At 51.8% G+C, this 24,160-nt stretch carries 14 protein-coding genes; 8 read left to right on the top strand and 6 right to left on the bottom strand.

Annotated elements, in window-relative coordinates:
• Nucleotides 1-576: 576 nt before the first annotated feature.
• Both ACYVAD_RS02125 and ACYVAD_RS02120 read right to left on the bottom strand, forming a co-directional pair.
• Entirely contained in the window at nucleotides 577-1,077 is a 501-nt protein-coding gene (locus ACYVAD_RS02125; RefSeq protein ID WP_461137815.1) for a GbsR/MarR family transcriptional regulator, read from the bottom strand.
• 83 nt (nucleotides 1,078-1,160) lie between these two features.
• Complete coding sequence (locus ACYVAD_RS02120; RefSeq protein ID WP_461137814.1) at nucleotides 1,161-1,805, bottom strand: peptidoglycan DD-metalloendopeptidase family protein; 645 nt, start codon at nucleotides 1,803-1,805, stop codon at nucleotides 1,161-1,163.
• 121 nt (nucleotides 1,806-1,926) lie between these two features.
• Here ACYVAD_RS02120 and ACYVAD_RS02115 point away from each other — a divergent pair, with 121 nt between their 5' ends.
• Complete coding sequence (locus ACYVAD_RS02115) at nucleotides 1,927-3,423, top strand: peptide MFS transporter (RefSeq protein ID WP_461137813.1); 1,497 nt, start codon at nucleotides 1,927-1,929, stop codon at nucleotides 3,421-3,423.
• Nucleotides 3,424-3,426: 3 nt separating this feature from the next.
• Here the strand turns inward: ACYVAD_RS02115 and ACYVAD_RS02110 are convergent, their stop codons facing one another.
• The 3 genes from ACYVAD_RS02110 to ACYVAD_RS02100 all read right to left on the bottom strand — a co-directional run bounded on the left by ACYVAD_RS02110 (nucleotide 3,427) and on the right by ACYVAD_RS02100 (nucleotide 6,130).
• Nucleotides 3,427-3,762, bottom strand: a complete 336-nt coding sequence (locus ACYVAD_RS02110; protein ID WP_461137812.1) for a translation initiation factor — start codon at nucleotides 3,760-3,762, stop codon at nucleotides 3,427-3,429.
• 97 nt (nucleotides 3,763-3,859) lie between these two features.
• Nucleotides 3,860-4,642 carry a LytR/AlgR family response regulator transcription factor gene (locus ACYVAD_RS02105; protein ID WP_461137811.1) on the bottom strand — a complete coding sequence of 261 codons (783 nt, stop codon included), beginning with the start codon at nucleotides 4,640-4,642 and terminating at the stop codon, nucleotides 3,860-3,862.
• Nucleotides 4,643-4,654: 12 nt separating this feature from the next.
• A complete protein-coding gene (locus tag ACYVAD_RS02100) occupies nucleotides 4,655-6,130 on the bottom strand; it encodes a histidine kinase (protein WP_461137810.1) in 1,476 nt (491 codons plus the stop codon).
• A gap of 298 nt (nucleotides 6,131-6,428) precedes the next feature.
• On the opposite strand from ACYVAD_RS02100, the gene ACYVAD_RS02095 reads away from it, so the two are divergent.
• Both ACYVAD_RS02095 and ACYVAD_RS02090 read left to right on the top strand, forming a co-directional pair.
• Nucleotides 6,429-7,010: a LutC/YkgG family protein gene (locus ACYVAD_RS02095; RefSeq protein ID WP_461137809.1), complete on the top strand. Its 582-nt coding sequence runs from the start codon at nucleotides 6,429-6,431 to the stop codon at nucleotides 7,008-7,010.
• Nucleotides 7,011-7,061: 51 nt separating this feature from the next.
• On the top strand, nucleotides 7,062-7,607 hold the full coding sequence (locus tag ACYVAD_RS02090) for a hypothetical protein (RefSeq protein WP_461137808.1): 546 nt from the start codon (nucleotides 7,062-7,064) through the stop codon (nucleotides 7,605-7,607).
• 14 nt (nucleotides 7,608-7,621) lie between these two features.
• Here the strand turns inward: ACYVAD_RS02090 and ACYVAD_RS02085 are convergent, their stop codons facing one another.
• The gene (locus tag ACYVAD_RS02085; protein WP_461137807.1) at nucleotides 7,622-8,095 is read right to left on the bottom strand and encodes a DUF1772 domain-containing protein; all 474 of its coding nucleotides are present in this window, start codon (nucleotides 8,093-8,095) and stop codon (nucleotides 7,622-7,624) included.
• A 273-nt stretch (nucleotides 8,096-8,368) separates the two neighbouring features.
• Here ACYVAD_RS02085 and ACYVAD_RS02080 point away from each other — a divergent pair, with 273 nt between their 5' ends.
• The 5 genes from ACYVAD_RS02080 to ACYVAD_RS02060 all read left to right on the top strand — a co-directional run bounded on the left by ACYVAD_RS02080 (nucleotide 8,369) and on the right by ACYVAD_RS02060 (nucleotide 24,158).
• The gene (locus tag ACYVAD_RS02080) at nucleotides 8,369-8,917 is read left to right on the top strand and encodes a GNAT family N-acetyltransferase (protein WP_461137806.1); all 549 of its coding nucleotides are present in this window, start codon (nucleotides 8,369-8,371) and stop codon (nucleotides 8,915-8,917) included.
• A gap of 102 nt (nucleotides 8,918-9,019) precedes the next feature.
• Nucleotides 9,020-9,736 carry a (d)CMP kinase gene (cmk, locus tag ACYVAD_RS02075; protein ID WP_461137805.1) on the top strand — a complete coding sequence of 239 codons (717 nt, stop codon included), beginning with the start codon at nucleotides 9,020-9,022 and terminating at the stop codon, nucleotides 9,734-9,736.
• A complete protein-coding gene (locus tag ACYVAD_RS02070; RefSeq protein ID WP_461137804.1) occupies nucleotides 9,733-10,785 on the top strand; it encodes an NAD(P)/FAD-dependent oxidoreductase in 1,053 nt (350 codons plus the stop codon). Before cmk ends, ACYVAD_RS02070 begins: the two co-directional genes overlap by 4 nt.
• 114 nt (nucleotides 10,786-10,899) lie before the next feature.
• Nucleotides 10,900-14,166, top strand: coding sequence for a hypothetical protein (locus ACYVAD_RS02065; RefSeq protein ID WP_461137803.1), 3,267 nt, complete (start codon nucleotides 10,900-10,902; stop codon nucleotides 14,164-14,166).
• Nucleotides 14,167-15,014: 848 nt separating this feature from the next.
• Complete coding sequence (locus ACYVAD_RS02060) at nucleotides 15,015-24,158, top strand: Ig-like domain-containing protein (protein ID WP_461137802.1); 9,144 nt, start codon at nucleotides 15,015-15,017, stop codon at nucleotides 24,156-24,158.
• The last annotated feature ends 2 nt before the right edge of the window (nucleotides 24,159-24,160 follow it).

Here is a 24,160-nt window from a genome sequence, read left to right as displayed (position 1 = left end):
AATAACAGAAAACCGCTTATACTATTGGCTATCAGACTGATGAACGGGTAAAATAGATACAAGGCAAAACCAGAGGCAGAGTGGCCAAGAGAGAAAAAAGCGCCGTCAAAAGTTTTGTAAAGGATCAACCAGATTGCCAGCGCCATCAGATGGCCGAGAAACCAGCCAATACTATTGTCAACAGTATTTTCATCACTCATAGATGAGATAAATAAGGTGTTGATAAGTTGACAGACGTAATAAGCGATCACGCCGTTAACAATGCCGCCGGGACTAGAATAGTCTATGTATGGTCCCCATTTTATCCAAGCGGTCATCATGAAGGGTATGGTTGCAAGCCAGATTTTGGGGCGAGTGAAAGCAGATTGCGCTCGAAAAAACAAGTAGTAGGCTACAGTTACGAAAACCGGGAACGTAATAATTGCGAACAAACCCGTCATGCAGCTAGCCCAGTGAGCGATTACAGGAGCGAACACCCAATACAGGTAGGAACGTTTGTCCTCCGACGAAATCTCAAAGTAGTTTTCCATAATCATGAACTTTCAGAAACAATTGAAATAAAAGGACAAAAAATAGTCATTTAAAAACCTTTATAAATTGGCTCATCAGCCAGTTTTCCTCCGCTTTAATGACCGCGTTTAAGGTAGAATCGGCAAAGCCAACAACATTGCTCAGCCCGGTCATAACCCGCTGAAATTCCTGCGCTTCGGGCGTATCGGTAGGGATGGATTTCAGCTCGTTCAGCACCTCGACAACAGGGGTGATTTCCCGGCGACGACGTTCTTTGGCTACCTGGCGAGCTACTTTCCAGATGTCTTTTTCCGCCCAGAAAAACTCTTTCCGTTCACCAGGTTTGAGTTGCTTAAAGATCAGTCCCCAGTCCATGAGATCCCGTAGCGTCATACTGGCGTTCCCCCGCGAAATTTGAAGCTGCTCCATGATTTCTTCAATGCTGAGGGGAGCCGGCGCGATCAGCAATAGTGCGTGTAACTGCGCCATCGAACGGCTGATACCCCACTGCGTGGCCAGCGTACCCCAAGTATGAATAAATGTATCTTTCGCTTCCTCAAATGTCATGGGACAAACGTAATTCTTTCTTTTCAAACTTTCAAAATATTTTGAAAGTTTGAAAAGAAAAATAATCCTGTAACTGAAACAACTCACGAGAGCCCTGGAATGGAGAGCAGTACATTCGGGTTGGGGCAAATGGCCAGGAATTGCTCCCGATCGGTGACGGAGCACACACCCGGAAAATCGCCTTTACGTCCAAGCATGTCGGTCATGAGTTGAAAATGGAGATGAGGTGGCCAGTCGCCGTTTTCGGGATAAGGACCGATTTCGGCTATTTTCTCGCCTGCCTGAACGGTTTTTCCTTCGTATAACCCGTCTAGCGACCGGCGCGTCAAATGACCGTATAGGCTGTACAGTGGTTTCCCATCGACCTCATGTTCGAGAATAATGGTCGGGCCGTAATCACCGAAACCGGCGTTGTCCTGAAAGCTGTGAACGACGCCGGCCAGCGGAGCAAAAACGGGCGTGCCCGCGTCGATCCAGAGATCAATCCCCAAGTGAATTTCCCGTGGGTCGGTTGGCTCCTGCTGAAAATGGGCACTGCGTCGGTAAATGATGCGGTGCTCATTATACCCGCCTACACCAGCAACCGCGTTGGCTTCGTTCAATTGCCCGAACACGTAATTCGTGAATGACTCGGTATTCGTCAGGTCGAGCATCAGCAGGTCTGGATTGGCCGCGGAGAAGTCGAGGATAAGAAAACGATTGTTCTGAAAATCAACGGGTAAGAGCATAAGGGGCCATAGTTGGGGTTGCAAATTAGTTGTTGGTGTCGACCGACGTCGGTATATTTACAACTATTTTCCTTGTTAGTACTATACATTATTTCGTCAACTGACCACTTAACTGACATTCATGGAAGCTGCTATTGATAAACCGAGTACCCGCTCTGGCCATCCAACCGGCCTGTATGTACTGTTTTTTACCGAGATGTGGGAACGGTTTAGTTATTACGGTATGCGGGCCATCCTGTTACTGTTTTTAATTGATAACGTCCGGGGTGGGATGGGGATGACAACCAGCGAGGGAGCGGCTATCTACGGCATTTATACCGCGTCAGTCTATTTACTTTCGTTGCCCGGCGGCTGGATTGCCGATAACCTGCTTGGTCAGCGTAAATCCATCTGGTACGGCGGGCTGATTATCATGCTGGGCCATATAATCCTCTCTTTTCCCTCCGACAAAATCGTTTTTTACCTGGGGTTAGCCGTAGTCGCCATGGGGACCGGCCTACTCAAGCCAAACATCAGTACCATCGTTGGTGAACTATATCCCGAAGGGGGCGCACGCCGGGATGCGGGATTCTCGATCTTCTACATGGGTATCAACCTGGGCTCGTTACTGGGCATTACCATTGTTGGCTATCTGGGCCAGAAGATTGGCTGGCACTACGGCTTCGGCGCAGCTGCGGTTGGTATGGGATTAGGAATAATCACGTTCCGTACCCTGGGGCAACGGTATTTAAGTCAGTACGGGAACGAGCCCCGAAAAGATGAAACCAGCGAGGCTACAACATCCGGCGGCAGTAAAACCCTGATTGGATTTATGGGCGCTGTCGTGGCTATACTCGTGGTGTTGCAACTAACCGGTGTACTTGACCTGACAACGGCACAGGGCCTGGCGCAAGCAATGGGCGCTATCATTTCGCTGACGGCGCTGGGCTATTTTGCGTATATCTTACTGGCGGGTGGTCTGGACCAGGTCGAGACGAAACGCGTTGCTGTCCTGTTCATTTTCTTCCTGGCTGCGGCTGTATACTGGGCTGGTAACGAGCAGCAGGGATCGTCGCTGCAAATCTTTGCGGACCGACACACCGACCTGGAATTCTTCGGCTGGCAGATTCCATCCAGTTGGTTTCAGAATCTGAATTCTGGTTTCATTCTCCTGTTTTCACCAGTGCTGGCTGGCTTGTGGATTTTCCTGGCGAATCGAAACATCAATTATTCCGTGCCTGCTAAAATGGCAACGAGCCTGTTGCTGCTGGGTATGGCCTACGTCGTGATGATCTTCGCGTCGGAACTGGCGGTAACGGGGACGCGTACCTCGCCGTTGTATCTGGTCTTTACGTATCTACTCTTTACCCTCGGCGAGTTATTTCTGAGCCCGGTTGGGTTGAGTTCGTTTACCAAGCTGGCCCCAAAACGGTACGCCAGTCAGCTGATGGGCATCTGGTTTGTGGGCTCATCGTTGGGTAACTTGGTTGCCGGCTTATTTGCGGGTGGCTTTGACGAAGAAAACATAGCGCAAATGCCCTCTCTCTTTCAAAGCGTGGCCATCTTCTCGCTGGGAGCTGGTGTTCTGATGCTGCTATTCGTTAAGCCATTGCGCAAGTGGATGGGAGGGATTCAGTAACGATCACCCTCCTGCTTTCTTCGCTTTGTATCCTTTGCCCGTAAGCCACGCCAGTACCTTATCACGGTGGTCACCCTGGATCAATATTTCCTTGTCTTTTACCGAGCCGCCTGCCCCGCAGGCGGCTTTTAGTTGTTTTCCCAGATCTGCCAGGTCGGCCTCTGTACCGATGAAGTCCCGTACGGCCGTAACGACTTTGTTACCTCCTAGCTTTACCAGCCATATTTTCAGCTGTTGCTGCGCTGGCGCGAGCGTTACCGCTTCGGCCTGCTCATCGGATTGGTAATTAAAGTCGGGATCTGTTGAGTAAACAATACCGCTGAATTTTTTCTTGCTCATGACCAGAAACGTTTCCGGCAAAAATACGGCCTTTCCCCAGATACGTAACGTGCTTTCTGACGGGGAAGAGCTAGGATTGGTATCTACACGCGAATCATCAGAGTTCGAGAAGCTGGCGAACCGTATCGCTGTAGGTGCTACCCGTAGTCAGGCGGCTGTTTTTCTTGTCGGTCATCACCAGCTGAAATTTACCGTCAAAATGCTTGTGAACTTCGCTGATCTTATGGCGATTAACCATGATTGATCGGCTAACACGCGTAAACGTGTCGGGGAGTTTCTCGGCTAGTGTTGTGAGCGTATAGTTCGTCAGAAATTTCTGCCCATCCAGCGTGGCCAGAAAAACATATTTGTCTTCCGCTTCAAAGTAAGCGATGTCAGAAAGGGGAACCAACCGGATTTTATCGCCAGTTTTTACGGAGATGGAGTAGATTTCTTTCTTCGGCTGCATCTGCGCGAGTAACCGCATGACGTTCTCCGTCGATACGGAGGTGCCCGCTGGAGCATGGTCGTTACGTTCGACTAGGGTTCTTATCTTCTGGACGGTTCGGGTCAGGCGGTCAGCTTCAATAGGTTTAAGTAGATAGTCGACGGAGTTTTCCTCGAAAGCGCGAATGGCGTATTGATCGAAGGCCGTGGCAAAAACAACCAGCGGCATAATCGTCAGGCGCGACAGCATCTCAAATCCGTTTAGGAGCGGCATTTCGATGTCCAGAAAAATCAGATCGGGCTGCTGGGCTTCCACGAGCGTTAGGCCCTCGGCGCCGTTGGCCGCTTCGCCAACTATGTCAAACGTGTCAGCATGCTTAGCCAGTAAGCGCCGTAACCGGCTGATCGCTAAGGGCTCATCATCAATGAGAATTGTTTTAAGGGGGAATTGCATAACGTAGCTTAATTAAACAGCGGAAAAGGGTATAGACGTATTCGTGCGAATTTTATCCAGTCGAATAGACAAAAGAACCTGTTTGATCGGCCAGTTCTGAAGCTCAATCCGGGCGTCGTCGCCGTATAACAGTTTGAGCTTATCCTGAATGCTACGTAGGCCATAGCCCCCGCCCATGTCGTCGGGAAACGCGGGGCCATTGTCATGGACGCACAGATATAACTCGTCATTCTTATCATAAATCCGAATGTCAATACGACCCGCGTCGGCTCGTTTCGCGATGCCATGCTTGATCGCGTTCTCGACGATAGGCTGAAGAAGAAACTGTGGCAACTTTAGATTATTTAGCGTAGGGTCGCTGACCTCAACGCTGAACACCAGCCGGTTACCGAAGCGCACCTGCTCGACCTGTAAGTAGGTACGGACCATTTCCAATTCGTCGGTAAGCGTCGCAAATAAGTCGCCGTTACGTCCGGTTGAGTAGCGGAAAAGCTTCGACAGGAGCAGTGTCATTTCTTCGGCCTTGTCCGGATCTTCGTGGACCAGACTGGCAATGCTATTAAGCGAATTATAAAGGAAATGAGGGTTAATCTTTGCCTGCAACGCATCAAGCTCCGCACGGGTTTTCAGCTTCTCCAGGTTAAGCAGTTGATACTCCTGATCTGAGAGCTTACGCGTAAGCTGGCGCCCCTGTTGCAAGACGTAGAGAAAGACGTTAGCAATCACAATGTTACCAAGCCCATACAGGGGCCAGGGGGCACTGTCATCCATATAATCTGGCCGTTGGGCCAGCTGTTCGACGAAGGATCTGCCCAGGAAAAAAAAGAGAATCAGATTGACGACGGAAAAGTTGACCAAAACGGCCATGCTGACGATGACATGGCGCTTCCAGACCGTTGAAAACCGTTGTGTAAGCCAGCCGGACAGAGACCAGGTAATCAGAAAGCACAATATACCATCGACGCAGTTCTGAATGATGATGAACCGATACAATCCCGCAACCGTACGGTCCTGGGCAGTCAGGATCAGATTGGTGAAGTAAATGATGCCGCTGCACCCATACACCAGCAAAGCGCCGAGTATGGCCCCGATGAGCGTGCCCCAGCCGGGCTTTTGCAGAACAGACGTGAGCGTAATTGGCTCGGGTCGGACGGGCGCTTCCGGTTTGTAGTCACTACGTCCGGAAAAGTTGAACCGGGCACCTTCGACATTGGCACCGGCCAGATTTACGTTGCGCAGACCAGAAAAGCTGAAGTTAGCCTCGTACAAATCTGCATCCGTGAAGTCGGCGCCTTTCAGCTCTGAAAAGCTTAGATTGGCTTCCCGCAGAATGGCTCCGCGGAAATTGGCCCGCGATAGATTCGAGAAACTCAGGTCGGCATTCGTTAGGTCGAGTCCGCTGAAATCAAAATCAGACAGATCCGAAGCGCGCATGCTGATGCGCCGACCGTTGCGGGAAATGGTGCCAATTAATTGTTCGCGGGTCATAAATTTCAATAAAATTGAGCTGTTGCCACTTCGATTCACAACCACTTACGTACCGAGTACCTTGCCTAGCATGATAACCTGGTGATCAGTCGATTTAAATCTAGCGTATTTTCGAATGTAGATCGTTGATTGACCGCTCACTACCTGGTGTCAACCAACGCGATCGAAACAAAACTAACTGCGATCAGAAGAGAACAACTCCCTTTTCTGACCAACTCCTCCAAACGAGGAGTGAACCGGTGGCAGATTCGGATGAAGTTATTTTGTAGTATTGGCTCTCCAAACGGAATACATAGACATGACTAGCCGCGATCAAATTCTTAGTCGGGCGCGACAAAACAAACCCGATCTACAGCCACTCCCGGAAGTGCCTACCTTTGTCCGCGAAGAGGATGATTTACTGGATCGGTTCCAGAAAGCGCTCGCCTTCGTCGGGGGAACATTACTGGAACTGAGTGCCGATACGTCATTGAGCGATTTGATTCGGCAGACGTTTCCCGAAGCCAAACGGATTGCGTCATCATTGACGCTACCGGAGATTGATCTGACGCCAATCAATGCCGAAACGGACAAGGCTGTACTCGAACAGATCGATTTGGCCGTGCTGGCAGGGGAATTTGCGGTAGCCGAGAATGCTGCGATCTGGCTCCCCGAAGCTAACATGCTGCACCGGGCTTTGCCGTTTATTACCCAGCACCTGGTGTTGGTAGTAGCGAAAGACCAACTCGTGCCGAACATGCACGTGGCCTATCAACGTATCGACCGGGAGTCGCTATCCTACGGTGTATTTATTGCGGGACCATCCAAAACCGCCGATATCGAACAGTCGTTGGTGGTAGGAGCCCACGGGGCACGCAGCCTGCTGGTGATGTTGACGTAAATCTGGCCAACCCACTCAGGCGTATTCTTTTTACAAATGCTGATTATAGAAATGACTATCAAACTAGCAATTGGAGCCGCCCTGGCTGTTTGTTTAATGGCTTGTAACCGTACCAAGCAATCGGGCGAAGGAAGCCAGGCAGCAGGCGCACCTTTATACATCAATACGGCCGTACGGCCTTTCTCGGACGCAAAGCTAGCCGACACGATGACCGTTTCCCTGAACGGAGAATCGATTCTGACGGGGGAGGTCTACTTGCAGATCAAAAACCATACGGGGAAAGATATCTATTCCACCATGTTTCCAGCAAGTAATCTGGTAACGCACGATGGCCCTGTTAATCCCGATCAGGACGAAGAGATGGTGACCAAACGGCTACGAGCGTTTTTTCGCGATGAACATTTCGCGCCAGCCAGCGCTGTAGCACTAACCTCATCGTCAACACCCGATTCATTGAAAACTGCCTGGAAAACAGTACAGGCTGACTCCGGAGTCGTTTGCTTTTCGTACCCTGCTAGTGGTACGTCCGAAAATCGCATTGCCTACGCCAAAAGCCTGGGTAAAGTAATCAAAGTTGAGACTGCTGCCGCGAAGTAACAGCCAGCATTCGGTTACACCATGAGCGTTTTCAGGGCTAATAACCAGGCAAGCAGCGTAAGCGCCAGGCGAACGTAATTTAAACGAATCCAGGTCCGCACTTTCCGATCTGCGTTGATGAGCGGCTGGGTGTTGGCGTTTTGAAAGCGAATAGCGTTCGGGATAAAGAAAACGAACGTGCTAATCCGTTCGACAAGTGTAACCAGCGCAGTCGCAAGCCACCAGTCGTGCCGGGGGGCTGTAGCCTGCAAGGCTACGGCCAGATTGGCCAGTGTAAGCAGCGTAAGCGGTCCGGTTGTCACAAACGCCCAGAAGCTACGTCCTACGTCGGTTTGCTGCATTACATCCGTATGGATAGCGTATCCCGACATAGCTGATTTGGAGAACCAGCGCGGCAGAATGATTTTCGTTTCATACAAACCAGCACCAAATGAGGTGCCCAGGTTGATGATGAAAAGAAGCAGAAGGAGGTCAGATAAGTAACTCATAACCAAGAGTTAATTAAGCCAAAAGAGATTATAGTCTCAAACTTAGCTGAATGCATTACCCTGGACCATAAAACGAGCGTAAACCTACCCGTATCCGTGATGAACAAAGTAAATCAGGGGATGAATTGGCTTCATTCAGAAGTGGCTGCTGAGGGACTGTTCGGTAAAACGGAATCGTAGGTGAGGGCTATAAATTATCTTGTCTGGTTACCTATCAACATTTGACCTCAATCTTGGTTACTATTCTGATACCCTACTACTTCTACGCTCCCTTTGACAACTACGTTGATCACGTTTGCACTTTCTTCTGGCCGACTCCGTCCCTGGCGTGAGGGCGACGAGGATTCATTGTCCAGACACGCCAGTAATCGACACATCTGGAACAACGTCCGCGACTTTTTCCCGTATCCTTATACGCCCCGGGATGCACATTCCTGGGTCCGTTCCAACAAATCCTACCACCAGCCAACCAACTTCGCTGTTGAAATTGATGGACAGGCAGTTGGCAACATAGGGTTTACGGTTAAAGATGATATTTACCGGTTCAACGCCGAGATTGGTTACTGGTTGAGCGAAGATTACTGGGGTCGGGGAATCATGAGTGAAGCCGTACCACTCGTGACCCGCTATATTTTCGATCAGTTTCAGGTCAACCGGGTATTTGCCTGCGTGCTGGCCGGAAACGTGGGATCGATGCACGTTCTGCAATCGGCGGGCTACCGTCACGAAGCGGTATTACGGCAGGCTGCTACGAAAAACAATAAGTTTATGGATGAGCATATCTTCGCAATTCTTCGTGAAGAATGCACTGGCAATGAGTAAGATGCTGGCTCCTATTGTATAGCAACAAGTACTTGTTGGCGGACCCTGGCTCATTTTGTGGTTATTTTGTCAAAAATTTGCCGCACTGACGGACTAAATTTCATGCCCAAGATAGTTATTGCCATTGATGGCTACTCCAGCTGCGGTAAAAGTACGACCGCTAAGGCCGTGGCCGCCCGCATGGGATACGGTTACATTGATACTGGTGCCATGTACCGCGCCGTTAGCCTGTATTTCACCCGTGAACGCATTTCATTATCCAATCAGCGGGAAGTACTGACTGCGCTGGACGAAATTCATATCACCTTCAATCACAACAAACGCACGGGCAAAAACGAAACCTGCCTGAACGGATTGAACGTTGAAGAGGAAATTCGGAAAATGTACATTTCCAACGTCGTCAGCGAGGTTAGTGCCATTCCGGAAGTGCGTTGGGCCATGGTAGCGCAGCAGCAGAAAATGGGCCGTCGGCGGGGTGTTGTCATGGATGGGCGTGATATTGGGACGAAAGTATTTCCTGACGCCGAGGTGAAAGTCTTTATGACGGCTGATACGTACACGCGCGCCCGGCGTCGGCAGCAGGAGCTGCTTGAAAAAGGAGAAATGATTAATCTGGATGAGATCATCCAAAACCTGGAGAAGCGCGACAAAATCGATACGACCCGTGCCGAAAGTCCGCTCGTTCAGGCACCCGATGCGGAGTTGCTCGATACGTCGCACATGACCATCGAAGAGCAGGTCGACTGGGTTATCGAGCGGGCCGATCGCCGACTCGCCGAAATCCATCGGTTATCGGATAGGCAAACAAAGAAGGCATGAACGCCGATTTTCTCATTGTAGGCCAGGGGATCGCCGGATCAGTGCTGGCCTGGACGCTCGACCAGCGAGGTTGCTCAGTAATCCTGGCTGATGATCCTGGCCTACCTTCGGCTTCGGCCGTGGCTGCGGGCATCGTTAACCCCCTGACGGGTCGCAAACTAGTCCGTACCTGGAAAGCCGACGAATTATTTCCGTTTCTGTACCAGTTTTACCGCTCCATCGAACAGCAACTGGGAGTACAGTTTTTTAACGCCAAAACCATTTACCGACCCTTTCGCTCCGAAGAAGAACGAGAGACGTATCAAGAACTTACGGCTGATCCGGCAGTGCGTCCTTACGTAACAGAGTCGAAGGAAGACAAAGCCTACAGCCAGTGGATCAACAACCCGTTTGGGGGGCTCAGGGTCGCTCAGGCGGGCTGGGTCGATCTGAACGAGTTTGTCCGCCTGATCAAAGGCTATTTCATCCAAAAGAATCAGTATTACGAGGGGCGGGTGGAGCAGAATGAGCTGGTCATCGGCGATACGTCGGCGGCCTGGAAAGGAATTACGTTCAACCGGGTTATCTTCTGCGATGGTGTGCAGGCGCAACAAAATCCGCTATTCAACTGGTTGCCGTTCAACCCCGTAAAAGGTCAGATACTGACGGCACTGGTTGAAGGTTATTCTATTCCCGACATCGTTAATCAGGGGGTGTTTATTTTGCCCGTTCGACCCGGTTTAATCCGGATTGGCGCTACGTATAGCTGGCACGACATCGACTGGCAAATCAGCGACGACGGACGCGAGTATCTGGAAGCCAAAGTGCGGGCCGTTCTAAAAACACCGTATGAAATTGTGAATCAACAGGCTGGAATTCGACCCTCGACCAAAGACCGGCGGCCCTTCGTCGGACTTCATCAGGGGAAGCCGGTAGCGGGTATTTTCGGGGGTATGGGTACCAAAGGGGTATCGCTGGCACCCTACCTGGCCGAGCAATTTGCCCGTCATTTATTAGACGGGGAAGAATTAGATTCGGAAGCGAATATTAGTCGTTGTGTTTCGTTATAGTATCGTTACGTAAATTACTGTCCACTTTAGCCTGAAACTGAGGTAAAACGTCGCCGTTTTACGGGTTGACATCAGTCGTGCCGGCGAACCGGTCAAATACCATTACCGATTGTTATGCGAAACAAATACTTTCTGCTGTTGGCCCTGTTGCTGGGGGGAATGCGCGTGGGCGTGGCGCAAAACTATCCATCGCTCGAACGATTCGGGAAAAATCGAATTCAGTACAAGAATTTCGACTGGAAGATTGTTCGTACATCGAATTTTGAAATCTATTATAACCAGAACGGTAGCCAGATCGCGAACCTGACAGCGCAGTACGCTGAGTCGGAGTTTGATCGGATCACCGAAATGCTGGGTTATACGCCCTACAACCGGGTAAAAATCTTTTTGTACAACTCCCCCCAGGAGTTGGCGCAGAGTAACATTGGTCTGACGACCCAGGGAGGTTTAAACAGCAACGAAGTAAACCTCTCAAAATCCCGCATTGAGCTAGCGTTTACGGGCGATCAGGTCAGTTTCCGGCGGCAGATCGTGCGTGACATTTCGATGCTGTTCGTCTACGACATGCTCTACGGCGGAAGCCTGAAAGACGCGCTGCAAAGTTCGCTGTTGCTCACGCTCCCTGACTGGTTCATGCCGGGTATCGCTGCGTACATTGCTGACGGCAACAGTATTGAGCTGGACGACTACATGCGCGACGTATCGCTGACGCACCCGGTGAAGAAACCACAATTACTGTCGGGGATCGAAGCGGAACGGATTGGGCAATCGATCTGGAACTACATCGTACAGCGTTACGGTCGGGATAACATTTCCAACATTCTCAACCTAACCCGGATCATACGCGACGAAAATCGTAGTATTTCCAGTACGGTTGGTATTTCCTACTCCCGGTTTCTGCGGGAATGGCGCGACTATTACACGGGTATGGCAAACACGGTGGCGCAGGCGTATCAGGCAGGAGCTCCAGACTTTCAGATTAAAGTAGGAGCGCTCGACAAGAAAATGGTGCTGACGAGTCTGAAATTGAGCCCGGACAAACAATTCTTTGCGTACTCGGTCTTGCGCGACGGGAAATTCAGCGTAGAGGTGGTCAATACGTCAAACCGGAAAAAAATAGGCGTCTTATCGGGAGGTTACCGACTCGATGGGCAGGCCGACCGGACAAGTACACCACTGCTGGCCTGGCAAAAGGATAACCAGCTGCTGGTCATGACCAATGAGCTGGGGAAAACAAACCTGTATCAGTTCATCAACTTCGAGAAAAAACCAAAGCAACGGTTCAAACGTCAGGTGAATGGTTTGTCGCAGGTGGTTTGGATGGATGCCTCGGAAGATGGAGGTAGTCTTATTCTTAGCGCCGATCGGCAGGGGCAGAATGACCTGTTTCTGTACAGTATCAACCGCGGTTCATACCAGCAGCTCACCAACGATTTGTACGACGATGTATACCCACGGTTCGTTGGCCGAAATGCGCAGAAAGTTGTGTTTAGCTCGAACCGACAGCAGGATACACTGGGGGTTGACAAAGGATCGTATAAAACTATTCGCGATCAGCTTAGCCTGTTCACACACGAAGGTAGCGCCCGCAATCTGAACGTCGAGCGTCTGACCGACTCGCTCTCGCACGCATTACAGCCCATTCCAGCGGGCGAAAACACTGTTTATTTCCTGAACGAAGTAAGTGGTATCCGAAATCTGTATCGTCTCAACGCCGAAAGTGGTTCAATCAGTCAGGTGACGGCCTTCCAGCAGAGCATCAATCTATACGATCTGGTGCCAGGTAATGGTGGCTTTGTGTACAGCAGCCTGCGGAATGGAGAAGAATACATTGGTTACAAGTCAGAACTTAATCTGAACCAACGATTGGCAACGACACCAACACCGCGCAGCGCCGTCATGCGCCAGTCAGCGGTAGTGAGTAAGGGACGCGCTGGACAGACGGCCCCAGCCGCTAAGGTCGATACTACAAGTCAGGTGGCGAAAACGGATACCATTCCGAAACCCGCTACGCCCGACTCTATGCGGAGTAAACTGGCTCTGGCACCGGGCGAGGTCGATACGGATAATTACACGTTCGATCCGGATGTTGTTAAAGCAACCGAGAACCGGCAACGGCGGATCACGGGTGCGACGGCCAATCTGACGCCGACGCTGCCCCGCAATCGTCGCCGGGAGAACATCACCATTCGCGGCCCCTTCAACTACAAAGGCCAGTTTGGCGTAAACGATGCCACGTCGAACTGGCGCATCGACCCCTTGTTGGGTTTCGGCTACGCGCAGGACGTAACGCTGACAGATCTACTGGAAAATCACATGATCCGGGCGGGAGGCTTCCTATCGACAACTGCTATGCTTCGCAATAGCAATCTGTTCGCGGAGTACATGAACTATACACACCGGATCGACGTGGGGGCGCGGGTTGAGCGTCGCACGCTATTCGCGGACGGAATTGGCCTGACTCAGAAATACCGGTTTAATCGAGTCGACCTGACCGCATCTTATCCGCTATCGGTCAATAGCCGTTTCTCGCTCTCGCCGTTCTACGCAATCACCCGACTGATTGATATGACGACCACGGCCGAACCCGACCGGGTTTCAGATTATGCAGGCTTGCGGGGCGAATTTGTTTTTGATAACACGAAAGCAGGTGGATTGAATACAATTATCGGTACGAAGCTGAAAATTCGTTTCGAGGAGTACGCCGGTATTCGCTCATCGGCGGAAAGCTTCCGTCGGCTCTCGCTGGACATCCGGCATTATCAGAAAATTCATCGCAACCTGGTGTTGGCTACCCGTTTTGCCGTGAGTCAATCAGGCGGTCCGGCGCCCAAGAAGGCAACGCTGGGAGGAATGGAGAACTGGATTGCCGCTAATCGCCTGGAGCGCGTTGCGTCGAACCCACTGCTGGTTCCTAACGACGTGCCCGCTGAAATTCCGTATGATTACCGGGATGTTTTCTTCCTTGACTTTGCCGCTCCCCTGCGCGGATTCCGGCAGGGTAAACTAACTGGAAATAGCTACATGCTGTTTAACGCCGAACTCCGGTTACCGTTCATTCAATACTTATACAAAGGAAACATCACGTCGAACTTTCTGCGAAATCTACAATTGGTGGCCTTTACGGATATTGGTACGGCCTGGGCCGGTTCGGGACCGTTCAGTCAGCAAAACAGCTTAAATACTGAAGTAGTAGGAGGGGGTAATATTCCATTCCGGGCTGTGGTGACCAACTTTAAAAATCCCTTCCTGATCGGTTATGGAGCCGGCGTTCGGACGACGTTATTCGGTTACTTCGTTAAGCTGGATTACGCCTGGGGCCTTGAAGATAAAGTCGTCAATTCCCCAATTGCTTACTTGACTCTGGGGTACGATTTCTAAGTTAGAAACTGGTTTCTTAATAATGCCAAAACCGCCTTTTTAACAAGGGCGGTTTTGTTGTTTTTAGGCTCCTCCGTCGTAGAAAAAGCTATTTATATAGTATACTAATAAATACAGGCGTGTTTCGTAGTTACATCCTGGTTGGCATAATTTTCGCAGTCAGGCTGCAGCTCGTGCCAGTACGGGTGATTCTCCGTTGGCTAACCACGCGGGATAGATAACTTGTACTTTCCTTCTGGCTTCGCACTGCCAACCTCATAAAACAGGGGTTTGGCATAGTTTTCGTTGAATTCTGGCTGATTAGCACCGTCTTGTCTTTCCTAGAAAAACAAGCTGCGACTTATCATGGGTCTGCAGGCTTCATTACTCCTAAGTAGGAGGGGAGTCCGCATTGTATACCGCCCTAAACTAAGTACCAGATGGCAGTACGCTCTACGCTACATTCTTTATATAGTACAAATAGCTCTCGTCTCATAGCCTGTTGGCAATGGGTACGGTTTTTTTTTCAACGAATAATCTGCCAGTTACGGCTAGCTCCTGGTACGTATGCCCCTGACTATCAGTTGGGCGCGTCGTTGCTGCCGTTTTTAAATTCCAGTTCGTTTCAACCGGTCATGGCTGCGCTAACCAATGTCACTTTGGAAGAGACTGGTGAGCGTATAACTGAAGCTGAACAGGGAACAAATACTGCAACCGCACTACAGGCTCATCCTATTTCTTCCAATTCCGTATGCATTACGCGTTCATCCAACCGGTCAATGAATGAATCACCTTTACAAAGCAAGTGGTCTTTTAATGGCTTACCTGAGTTAATACAAGCTAATTTTTTCAGGCGATTCAGGACAAAATTGAATCGACAAACCTCACTGGCCGATAAGCTATTGCTCCGGTTATTTTATCTGGTTACCATGTTCCCCGCCCTACAGGGCTTTTGTGCATTCTGGGCGGTCTTCCTGACGGGCTTGTTCTCAACTGTACAGGCGCAGGAGATGCAGACCATCGACCTTAGTCTCCGGCAGAGCATCAGCAGCCAGAGTCCAGCACTGGGTAATGCCGTTACGTATACGCTGGTCGTTGCTAACGCGCCAGGATCCTTAGCCGCAACAAATGTGGTCGTCAAAAGTGAACTACCGGTGGGTGGGGTTACCTACGTACCGGGTTCGGCGAATGTACTCCGTGGTGGAGGATCGTTCAATGCCGCTACAGGCACCTGGACAATTAGCAGTATTGCTCCGTTAGATTCGGCAGTACTGACGTTGAGCGCTACCGTGCAAGAACGCGGTGTTTGGTTTAGCAAAGCTGAAATTATTAGCGCGGGGCAACAGGACTACGATTCTTCTCCCAACAATCAGCATTTACTCGAAGATGATTATAGCTCGGTTTGTTTTTCGGTGCCGCTACTCTGGTATGCCGGGGAAGAATACACCGTTACAATTCCGACTGGTTACAATCAGATCGTCTGGTACCGCAACGAGACACCAATCAGTACTACTGCTGTTTCGGCCGATCTGGCTCAGGTGAACAGCGATTTCTCGTTGACGATAAAAAGCCCAGGTACGTACCGGTTTGTCCTGTATATGGATGGCTGCCCCGTGTCGAACTGTTGTAACATCCAGGTGGATGCTGCCCCGGTCGCGAGTTTAGGGGATTTTGTTTTCTACGATAACAATGGAAACGGTATCCAGGATGGCGGTACAGAAACCGGCGTGTCAGGAGTACGTGTATCCTTATATATAGACGGCCAGCCAACGGCTGTCGCGAGCCAGGTAACGGGTAACGATGGGAAGTATCTGTTCCCTGATCTCATACCTGGGACTCCCTATTACGTTGTCTTCGACACGACCGGGTTGGGCGCGCGTAATCTGAAGCTGACCCTAGCTGGACAGGGGACAAATGGGACTAACAGCGTTGCTGATCCGGTAACTGGTCGTACGCCAATTTATGTACTGACTCCGGGTGAAGTCCGGCTGACGGCTGACGCGGGGCTGGCACCACGGTGCGCAACAAACTTCAATCTGGTTGTTTCATCGAACACAACCGTTTGTGAAGGCGATGCGGCATCGCTGATTGCGTCGACAACGGTACCAGGTGCTTCGATTCGCTGGTATCTAGCGCCCACTGGTGGTACGGCCGTTGACACTGTCGCTAGTGGAGTTGCATTCGTGGTAATTCCCGTTGCTACGACGAACTATTATGCCGAAGCGATCACGGCTGACGGGTGCGCTAGTCCGCGTTTGCCTGTAACGGTAACGGTTGCCGATCTGTCCACACCAGTTATTGCCGGGACTGCTCAAAATACCTGTCCAGCCACGTCAGTCAACCTGACGACCATTCAAATTACGAACCAGTTACCGGGGCTGAGCTACGAATGGTACACTAGTGCCAATCGGGTGCCGGGTACGCAGGTAACCAATCTAACCTCGGTTGGTACCGGAAACTACTATCTGTTCGCCCGGTCGGGAGACTGCTATAGTGCTCCGACGGTCTTATCCGTGAATATTGTTGATTGCAACTGCCAGAACACAGCCGGTGTAACCGTCGGTCCTGGTGTGGCGGTATGCGCCGGAGACATTATTCCGTTGCGGGCAATCCTGTCTGGATCGGCAATGAGCGTTACCTGGTCGACCAATGGTTCTGGTACTTTTGCCAGTACGACCGCGCTCGAAACAATCTATACGCCATCAGCCGCCGACCTGGCTGCCGGAACAGTACTACTAACGGCAACGACCAACAATCCGGGTGGTAACTGTACGGCTTCCAGCAGTTCGCTCATTGCTCAGATTAATCCACGGCCAGTGCCACCGGTTGGTGTTGCCTGCGACGATACGTTGGTTTGCCAGGGTAGTAGCACCAAGCTCATTGGTTTTGCGCCGGGTGCCCGCATCAACTGGTACGATCAGAACAATCAGCTGATTGCGACAACGGAAAGTGGCGAGAAATTAATTGTTACGCCTGCTGGTATCGGTGCTATCATTTACTCAGCCGAGGCTGTTAATGCTGACAATTGCGTGAGTAGCCGTACATCGCTAACCATTACGGTTGGTCAGTGCCGAGCTGATCTGGCAGTGAACAAGCGCGTGGTAACACCAGGCCCTTACACGCCGGGTCAGAAAGTGACCTATGCGATTACGGCCTCGAACAATGGGCCGATCACCGGTACGAACGTAACGGTACGCGATGTATTACCAGCCACGCTGACGTATGTGAGCTCGACACCAGTAGGGGAGTATAATCCGGCTACGGGTATCTGGACGGTTGGTTCCCTGACTCCAGGTTCGAACCGGAATATTCTGATCGAAGCGACGATCAATGCAACTGGAACGCTTCGTAATACCGCTACGATCAACGGGGACAACAACGATCCTGGGAAAATGACCAACGATACATCAACGGCAATCATTCTGATTGATCAGTGTATCGTTCAACCACCGGTCATTGCTAGTTCGGTCAGCGAAATCTGTCGGGGAGCATCGGTAACATTACAGGCAACGGGTTGTACGGGTGGAACCGTCCGCTGGTCGGATGGTCAAACAGGCCTTTCCGTTAGCGTATCTCCAGCAGTCACAACGACCTATTCGGCAACTTGTATTGTTGATCGGTGCGTAAGTGTGTCGTCGAACCCGATCACAATACAGGTCAACGATCCGCAAACGCCAACGATCACGGCAAGTGCGATCACCGTTTGCGCAGGTACGCCTGTTACCCTGACGGCAAGCGCCTGCGCCAGCGGTACGGTTCAATGGTCGACGGGCCAGACGGGTGCGTCTATTGATGTAAGTCCCACTGTACGGACAACGTACACAGCACAATGCCGGATCGGGAGTTGCTTAAGTCAGCCAGCTACGCAAACCATAGACGTAACGCCTACCCTGGTCGCGCCAACAATTGCCAGCACGGCAACGGAGGTTTGTCCGGGTGAATCTGTTACGCTGACCGCGGGTGGTTGCGTGGGGACGTCAGTCTGGAGTACAGGCGAAACGGGAGCTAGTCTGGTCGTGCGGCCAACAAGCAGTACCAACAGCTACACGGTCTTCTGCCGGAGCGGTGCCTGTACCAGTCCAGCCTCAGCGCCAGTCGTTATTAACGTAGTAAGTCCAGCTATTCCTGCCGTAACCGCCAGTGTTGATTCCATCTGCCTGGGTGGTCAGGTCGTTTTGACGGCAACGGGTTGCAATGGAACCGTCGTCTGGAGTACGGGTGCTACGGGAAACAGCATTACCGTAAAACCAACGGCAACAACGAGCTACAACGCGCAGTGCCGGGTTCGCACCTGCCTGAGCGAAGCATCACCATCGGTGCCCGTTACTGTACTGATACCATCGGCACCAATTATCAGCGCGAATAAAACGTTCGTCTGTAGCGGAGAATCTATTACGTTGTCGGCCCAAGGGTGTACCGGTACGGTGAAGTGGTCTGGAGTGGACTTAACCGGCTCCACCATTACGTTCATGCCGACAGAAACGAAAGAGTATTTCGCTACCTGTCAGCTGGTAAACTGCACGAGCGACGTTTCCAACCGAATTCGGGTAACCGTAAATACAGCGGGTACCGCTCCACGGATTACCGCGTCAGCAATAACAACCTGTGATGGAGGAGTCGTTTCGCTGTCGGCAACGGGCTGTAATGGTTCGGTAATCTGGTCGGATGGGCAAACGGGGCCAGTTGTGTCGGTAACAGCAACGGCCGCCAATCACCAGTTCTATGCCGTTTGTAAAGTAGGTACGCAGTGTGGTAGTGGTCGGTCGAATGTGATCGACATCAACGTAACGCCACTGCCAGCGCCAACCGTTGTGGCTAGCACCAGCACAACCTGTGGCAAAGAGCCGGTAACGCTGAACGTTGGCAACTGCGCGGGGACGCCAGTCTGGAATACGGGTGCCACTACGTCATCGATCACTGTGACTCCAACTGCAACAACGACCTACTCGGTCTATTGTCAGGTAGGTGCCTGCCGCAGTGCAACGGCCGGTACGGTTACCGTCACAGTGGTCCCCGTTACTGCACCAACTATTGTCGCTTCGGCTACATCGGTCGCGCCGGGCAGTACAGTCACGCTGACCGCGACCGGCTGTAACGGTACGGTACTATGGTCGGCGAACGACATCAACGGAAACAACATGGGCAACAGCATCGTCGTGCGGCCAACCGGTACGCAGACATATTACGCCCAGTGTCGCGTAGGAGCTTGCCTGAGTGATCAGTCAACGGCGGTCACGGTTAACACGAACACAGATTGCATCGTTAGTGCCGGTACACTCATCGCGGTGAGCCCAACCGTTTGCGCTGATTCAAACACGGCAACGGTAGCGGCCCGCTCGAACGGTGGACTGGTTCTGCCAACCGGCTACTCCGTATTATACATACTGACGAAAGGTGCCGGCAAGACTGTTGAGCAAACCAGTACGACACCAAGCTTTACTGTACCGGCTCAGTCAGCGGGGTACACGATTCATACGCTGGTGTACAACGCCAATACATCGGATAAAAATTACCTGGACGTGTCGGCGATCCGGCCCGGCTTGTCAACAGTACAGGACGTATTACTGCTGATCAGCAGCCGGAATTTATGTGCCGCGCTCGACGTAGCGGGGGCCGCAGTGAAGGTCACTCACGTTGACCCACCGCAATTCACGGCTGGTTCGTCGCTAACCGTATGCTATGGCGATACCGCAACGCTCGAAGTGCTCGGCTGTACGGGTGGCATCGTCACCTGGTCGGATGGTACGGTTGGTGCAAAAATTACGAAAGTCATCACCAGCGATTTGTGGTTAACGGCCACCTGTACCATCGATGGCTGCACCAGTGAAGAATCAGAACACATCGGCGTAATTCTGGGTACGGCCGCTATGCCGACGCTCGCCGTGAGTAAACCAAACGTTTGCCCCGGAGAGACAGTGATCTTGACCGCAACGGGCTGCGAAGCTGGAAACTACGTCTGGTCGGATGGGTCAACGGGGAATACATTGACGGTAAAACCAAACGTAACAACGCAATACCGGGTAAGATGCAAGGTAGCCGACTGCGAGGGTAGCTGGTCACCATATAGCACTATTACAGTCGGTTCACCGGCTCCGCCAACGATCACGGTATCGGGAGCTACTGGTACCGGTAGTAGCGTTACGGCCTGCTTTGGTGATCCCGTTACGCTGACAGCGCAGGGTTGTGGACCAGGCTCATACGTAACCTGGTCGAACGATCAGGTTGGTAACTCGATTACAATTTCACTGGCGAAAAGCGGTACCTACACGGCCCGTTGCGGCAGCTCCGAATTCTGTAAGAGCGAGGCTTCGAACCCGATCACGATAACGGTCCAGCCAAAAGTATCGACGCCGACAGTAGTTGATCGAACCAACAGTTGTCCCGCAACAACAGTAGATCTGGCATCGGGCGTAACGAGCAAGGTGAGCACCGTTGGTGGCGTATTTGAGTACTACACCAGCGCGTCGCTGAGCGCCGATTCGAAAGTTGCGAATCCGGCTACCGTAGGTACGGGTACGTATTATGTCGTAGAGCGGTCGGTCAATGGGTGTTCTGGCCTACCCGCGACGATTCACGTGCTGATCAAGCCATGCGATACGCCAATTGCCTGTGATCCAACAAAACCTGCAACGGCTGACGCGGGTGTTGATGCAACCATCTGTGCCGCTAAAACCTATCAGCTGAACGGTACTATCGGTGGAACCGGAGCTATGGCTCACTGGACGACGAGCGGTACGGGTACGTTCAATAACCCGTTCTCGGCTAATCCAATCTATACCGCTAGTGCCGAAGACGTTACGAGTGGTAAGGTTACACTGACGTTGTCGGTGAGTCTGAATAATGCGGCCTGCCCGGTAGCTAAAGACGATATGGTACTGACAATTGGTGGTATTAAAACGGTGCCAACGATCGCGGTGACTGGTAAAACCACCTTCTGCTACGGCGATTCGGTGATTCTGACAGCGCCAGCCGGTGCTGCGGGCTATCTCTGGAATAGTAAGGCCACCACTCAGACTATTGTGCTGAAAAACACCGGTACGTATAGCGTTCAACTGATTGACGCGGCTGGTTGTACGTCGGTTAAATCAGAAGACGTAGTGCTGACGGCAGCGCTGCCTGCTGATATTCCAGTGGTACAGAACCTGCGCAATACCTGTCCGTCGCCAACGGTAAATCTAACGGATGCCCTGTCGTACACGGCAGTTGGACATACGTATGAGTTCCGGTTAGGCAAAACATCGACTTCTCCGCTGGTTCTCCGGACGGACTCGGTTGGTGCGGGTACTTACTACGTAGTCTCGCGGTCGAATCTGGGTTGCGTGAGTGCGCCGGTTGCCGTGACGGTGAGTATTTTCAATTGTACTGCTGATTCGCTGACGACCGATCTGGCTGTTACCAAAACGGTGAGTAAAACAGCCGTGCAGCAAGGCGACATCGTTACCTATACCATCCAGGTAGTCAATAACGGTAACCATACAGCGAAAAATATCGACGTGCGCGACGTGCTGCCGAAAGGATTGGAGCTGGTAACCGAAAGCGGAATCAGTATATCGGGCGGTGTAATCACCAAACGGATTGATAGTCTGAAAGCAAAACAGGCAACGAGCTTTACGTTCAACGCTCGAATCCTGTCAAAGGGCCGGATCGTCAACAAAGCGGAGATTACGTACTGCGATATGCGTGATAGCAATCCCGCCAACGACACATCGAGCGTGACGGTGACCGACCTGACGCCATACAAGCCAAGTCTGATTGGTCTGGCAAAAGCGGTGGTTGGCGCCCCAACGCTGGTGGGCGATTCGCTGATGAAAGTGACGTACCGGTTCGTAGTTACCAACTTCGGTGACGATACCTTGCGCAACGTACAGGTAACGGATAATCTGGCCGGCGTCTTTGCACCTGGTCAGGTTGTGTCAACCAGTGTAACTGCTGGTTGTACATCAGCCAACTGCCGGACGATCACGGTGAACCCTGCCTACACGGGAGCAGCTACGACCAGTATGCTGACATCGGCCAGCTACTTGCTGCCGGGTCATTCGCAGACGTTCTCGCTCAACGTAACGGTGAAACGGTTGAAAGGTGACACAACCCGGACGTACCGAAACATGGCTGTGGCGACCGCGATGAACAGTCTGACGACCGTATCTGATCAGTCGGTGAATGGTAGCAATACCGATCCGGACAACGATGGAAATCCGACTAACAACAGTGGCTACACTTCGTTTACGCTAGGCGCATCGCAACAAAAGGGTCCCGCGATTGCTCTAGCGCTGGCGGTGACCAATAATCAGAAACAGTCGGACAACAGTTACCTGGTCACCTTCCGGGCAACAGTGAAGAACGTCGGGGATGTTTCGCTCTTCGGCCTCACGCTGACGGATAGCTTGTCAAAAGCGTTCGCATCGCCCGTGTCGTTCACGGTAGTGGGCGTCCCCAAAGTTGGAACAGGAAGCAATCTGGTCGGCAACAGCACGTACAACGGTAGCTCGCAGCCAAACTTGCTGACGTCGGCCAGCTACCTCTCGGCGGGTGAACAGGACACGCTCATGTTCATCGTGCGGATTCTGCCAAACGGCAATAATGGACCGTTCTTTACCAGTGCTACGGTAACGGGCAAGACCGCGAATGGCAGTCAGACGGTACGTGATGTATCGAATGACGGTCTGGAGCCAATTATGAATACGGCCAGTTCAACCGCCGTTCGGTTCAGTCTGCCGGGCGGATTACTGGGCGTAGCGAAATCGGTTGGCACGCCAGTTGCTGTGACGGGTAGCGAGGGCGTCTACGACGTACCGTATACCATTCATCTACGTAACATGGGTACCGTACCGTTGAAAAAGGTACAGGTTGTCGATAACCTGTCCCAAACATTCCGGCGCGGTGCACTGATCGTAAACAATCAGATTGCGGTGAAAGGTGATTCAGGACTTCGGGTTGATCCAAGTTACACGGGGCAGGGATTGACCACAAAAATGCTGATCGACTCGATGAGTACGCTGGCCGTTGGTGCCAGCCGGGTACTGACGTTCACTGTTCGCGTTGACGTGAAAAATGCGGATACGACGGTCTTTACGAACCAGGCAACGGCAACCGCACTGACCCCAACAAACGAAGTCGTTCAGGATGTGTCGACGTCGGGTACCAATCCTGACCCTGACAATGATCTGGACCCACGAAACAACAGCACGCCAACGCCAGTTACGCTGAACTACCGATCGCTGTTACCACGCATTGGGGTGGCACTCGCCGTTCGCGATACTGCCCGGCAGGCTGATGGTAGCTACAACGTAACGTACCAGGTTGTTGTGAAAAACTACAGCGGAGTTACGCTACGAAATGTTACGCTGACTGATTCGCTGGGGAACGTATTTAACCAGCAAACCGGAGCTACTTACCGGGTAACCAGACCACCGGTAGCGATATCGACGGGTTGTGCGTTAGTACTTAACTCACGCTTCAACGGTCGGGAAGATCCGCGTCTCTCGCTTGACGATAGCACCAGTACGCTGGCTGCCGGCAAGATTGATACGTTGCTCTTTACGGTAAACGTGGTACCGGATGGCAGCAACGCTACGTTCTGGAACACGGTACGGGTAACGGCGAAAGCAGGAACCGTGCGCATTAGTGATACGTCGACCAACGGGCTGGAGCCAGACCTAAACGGGAACGGTAATCCATCGGACAGTAACGAAGGCGAGCCAACGCCGTTGACGTTGCAGGTCGTTGCTCAATCGCTGTTTATACCAGAAGGATTCTCGCCAAATGGTGACGGCATTAACGATTTGTTCGTCATACGGGGAGCAACCGGCCTCACGGTAAGTCTGGAAGTATTCAACCGCTGGGGACACATGATCTATAAGAATGAAGATTACCAGAATGATTGGGATGGTAAGCCAAATACTGGTATCGTTGTAGGAGGAGATGCCAACGGTGTACCAAGTGGTACGTACTACTATGTGATCAAGCTAAGTGATGGACGCCGGTTTGTGCACTATATGATAATTAATCGTTAAGA

It is taken from the genome of Spirosoma pomorum (assembly GCF_054776615.1).
This window is presented reverse-complemented; position numbering and strand designations above follow the sequence as displayed.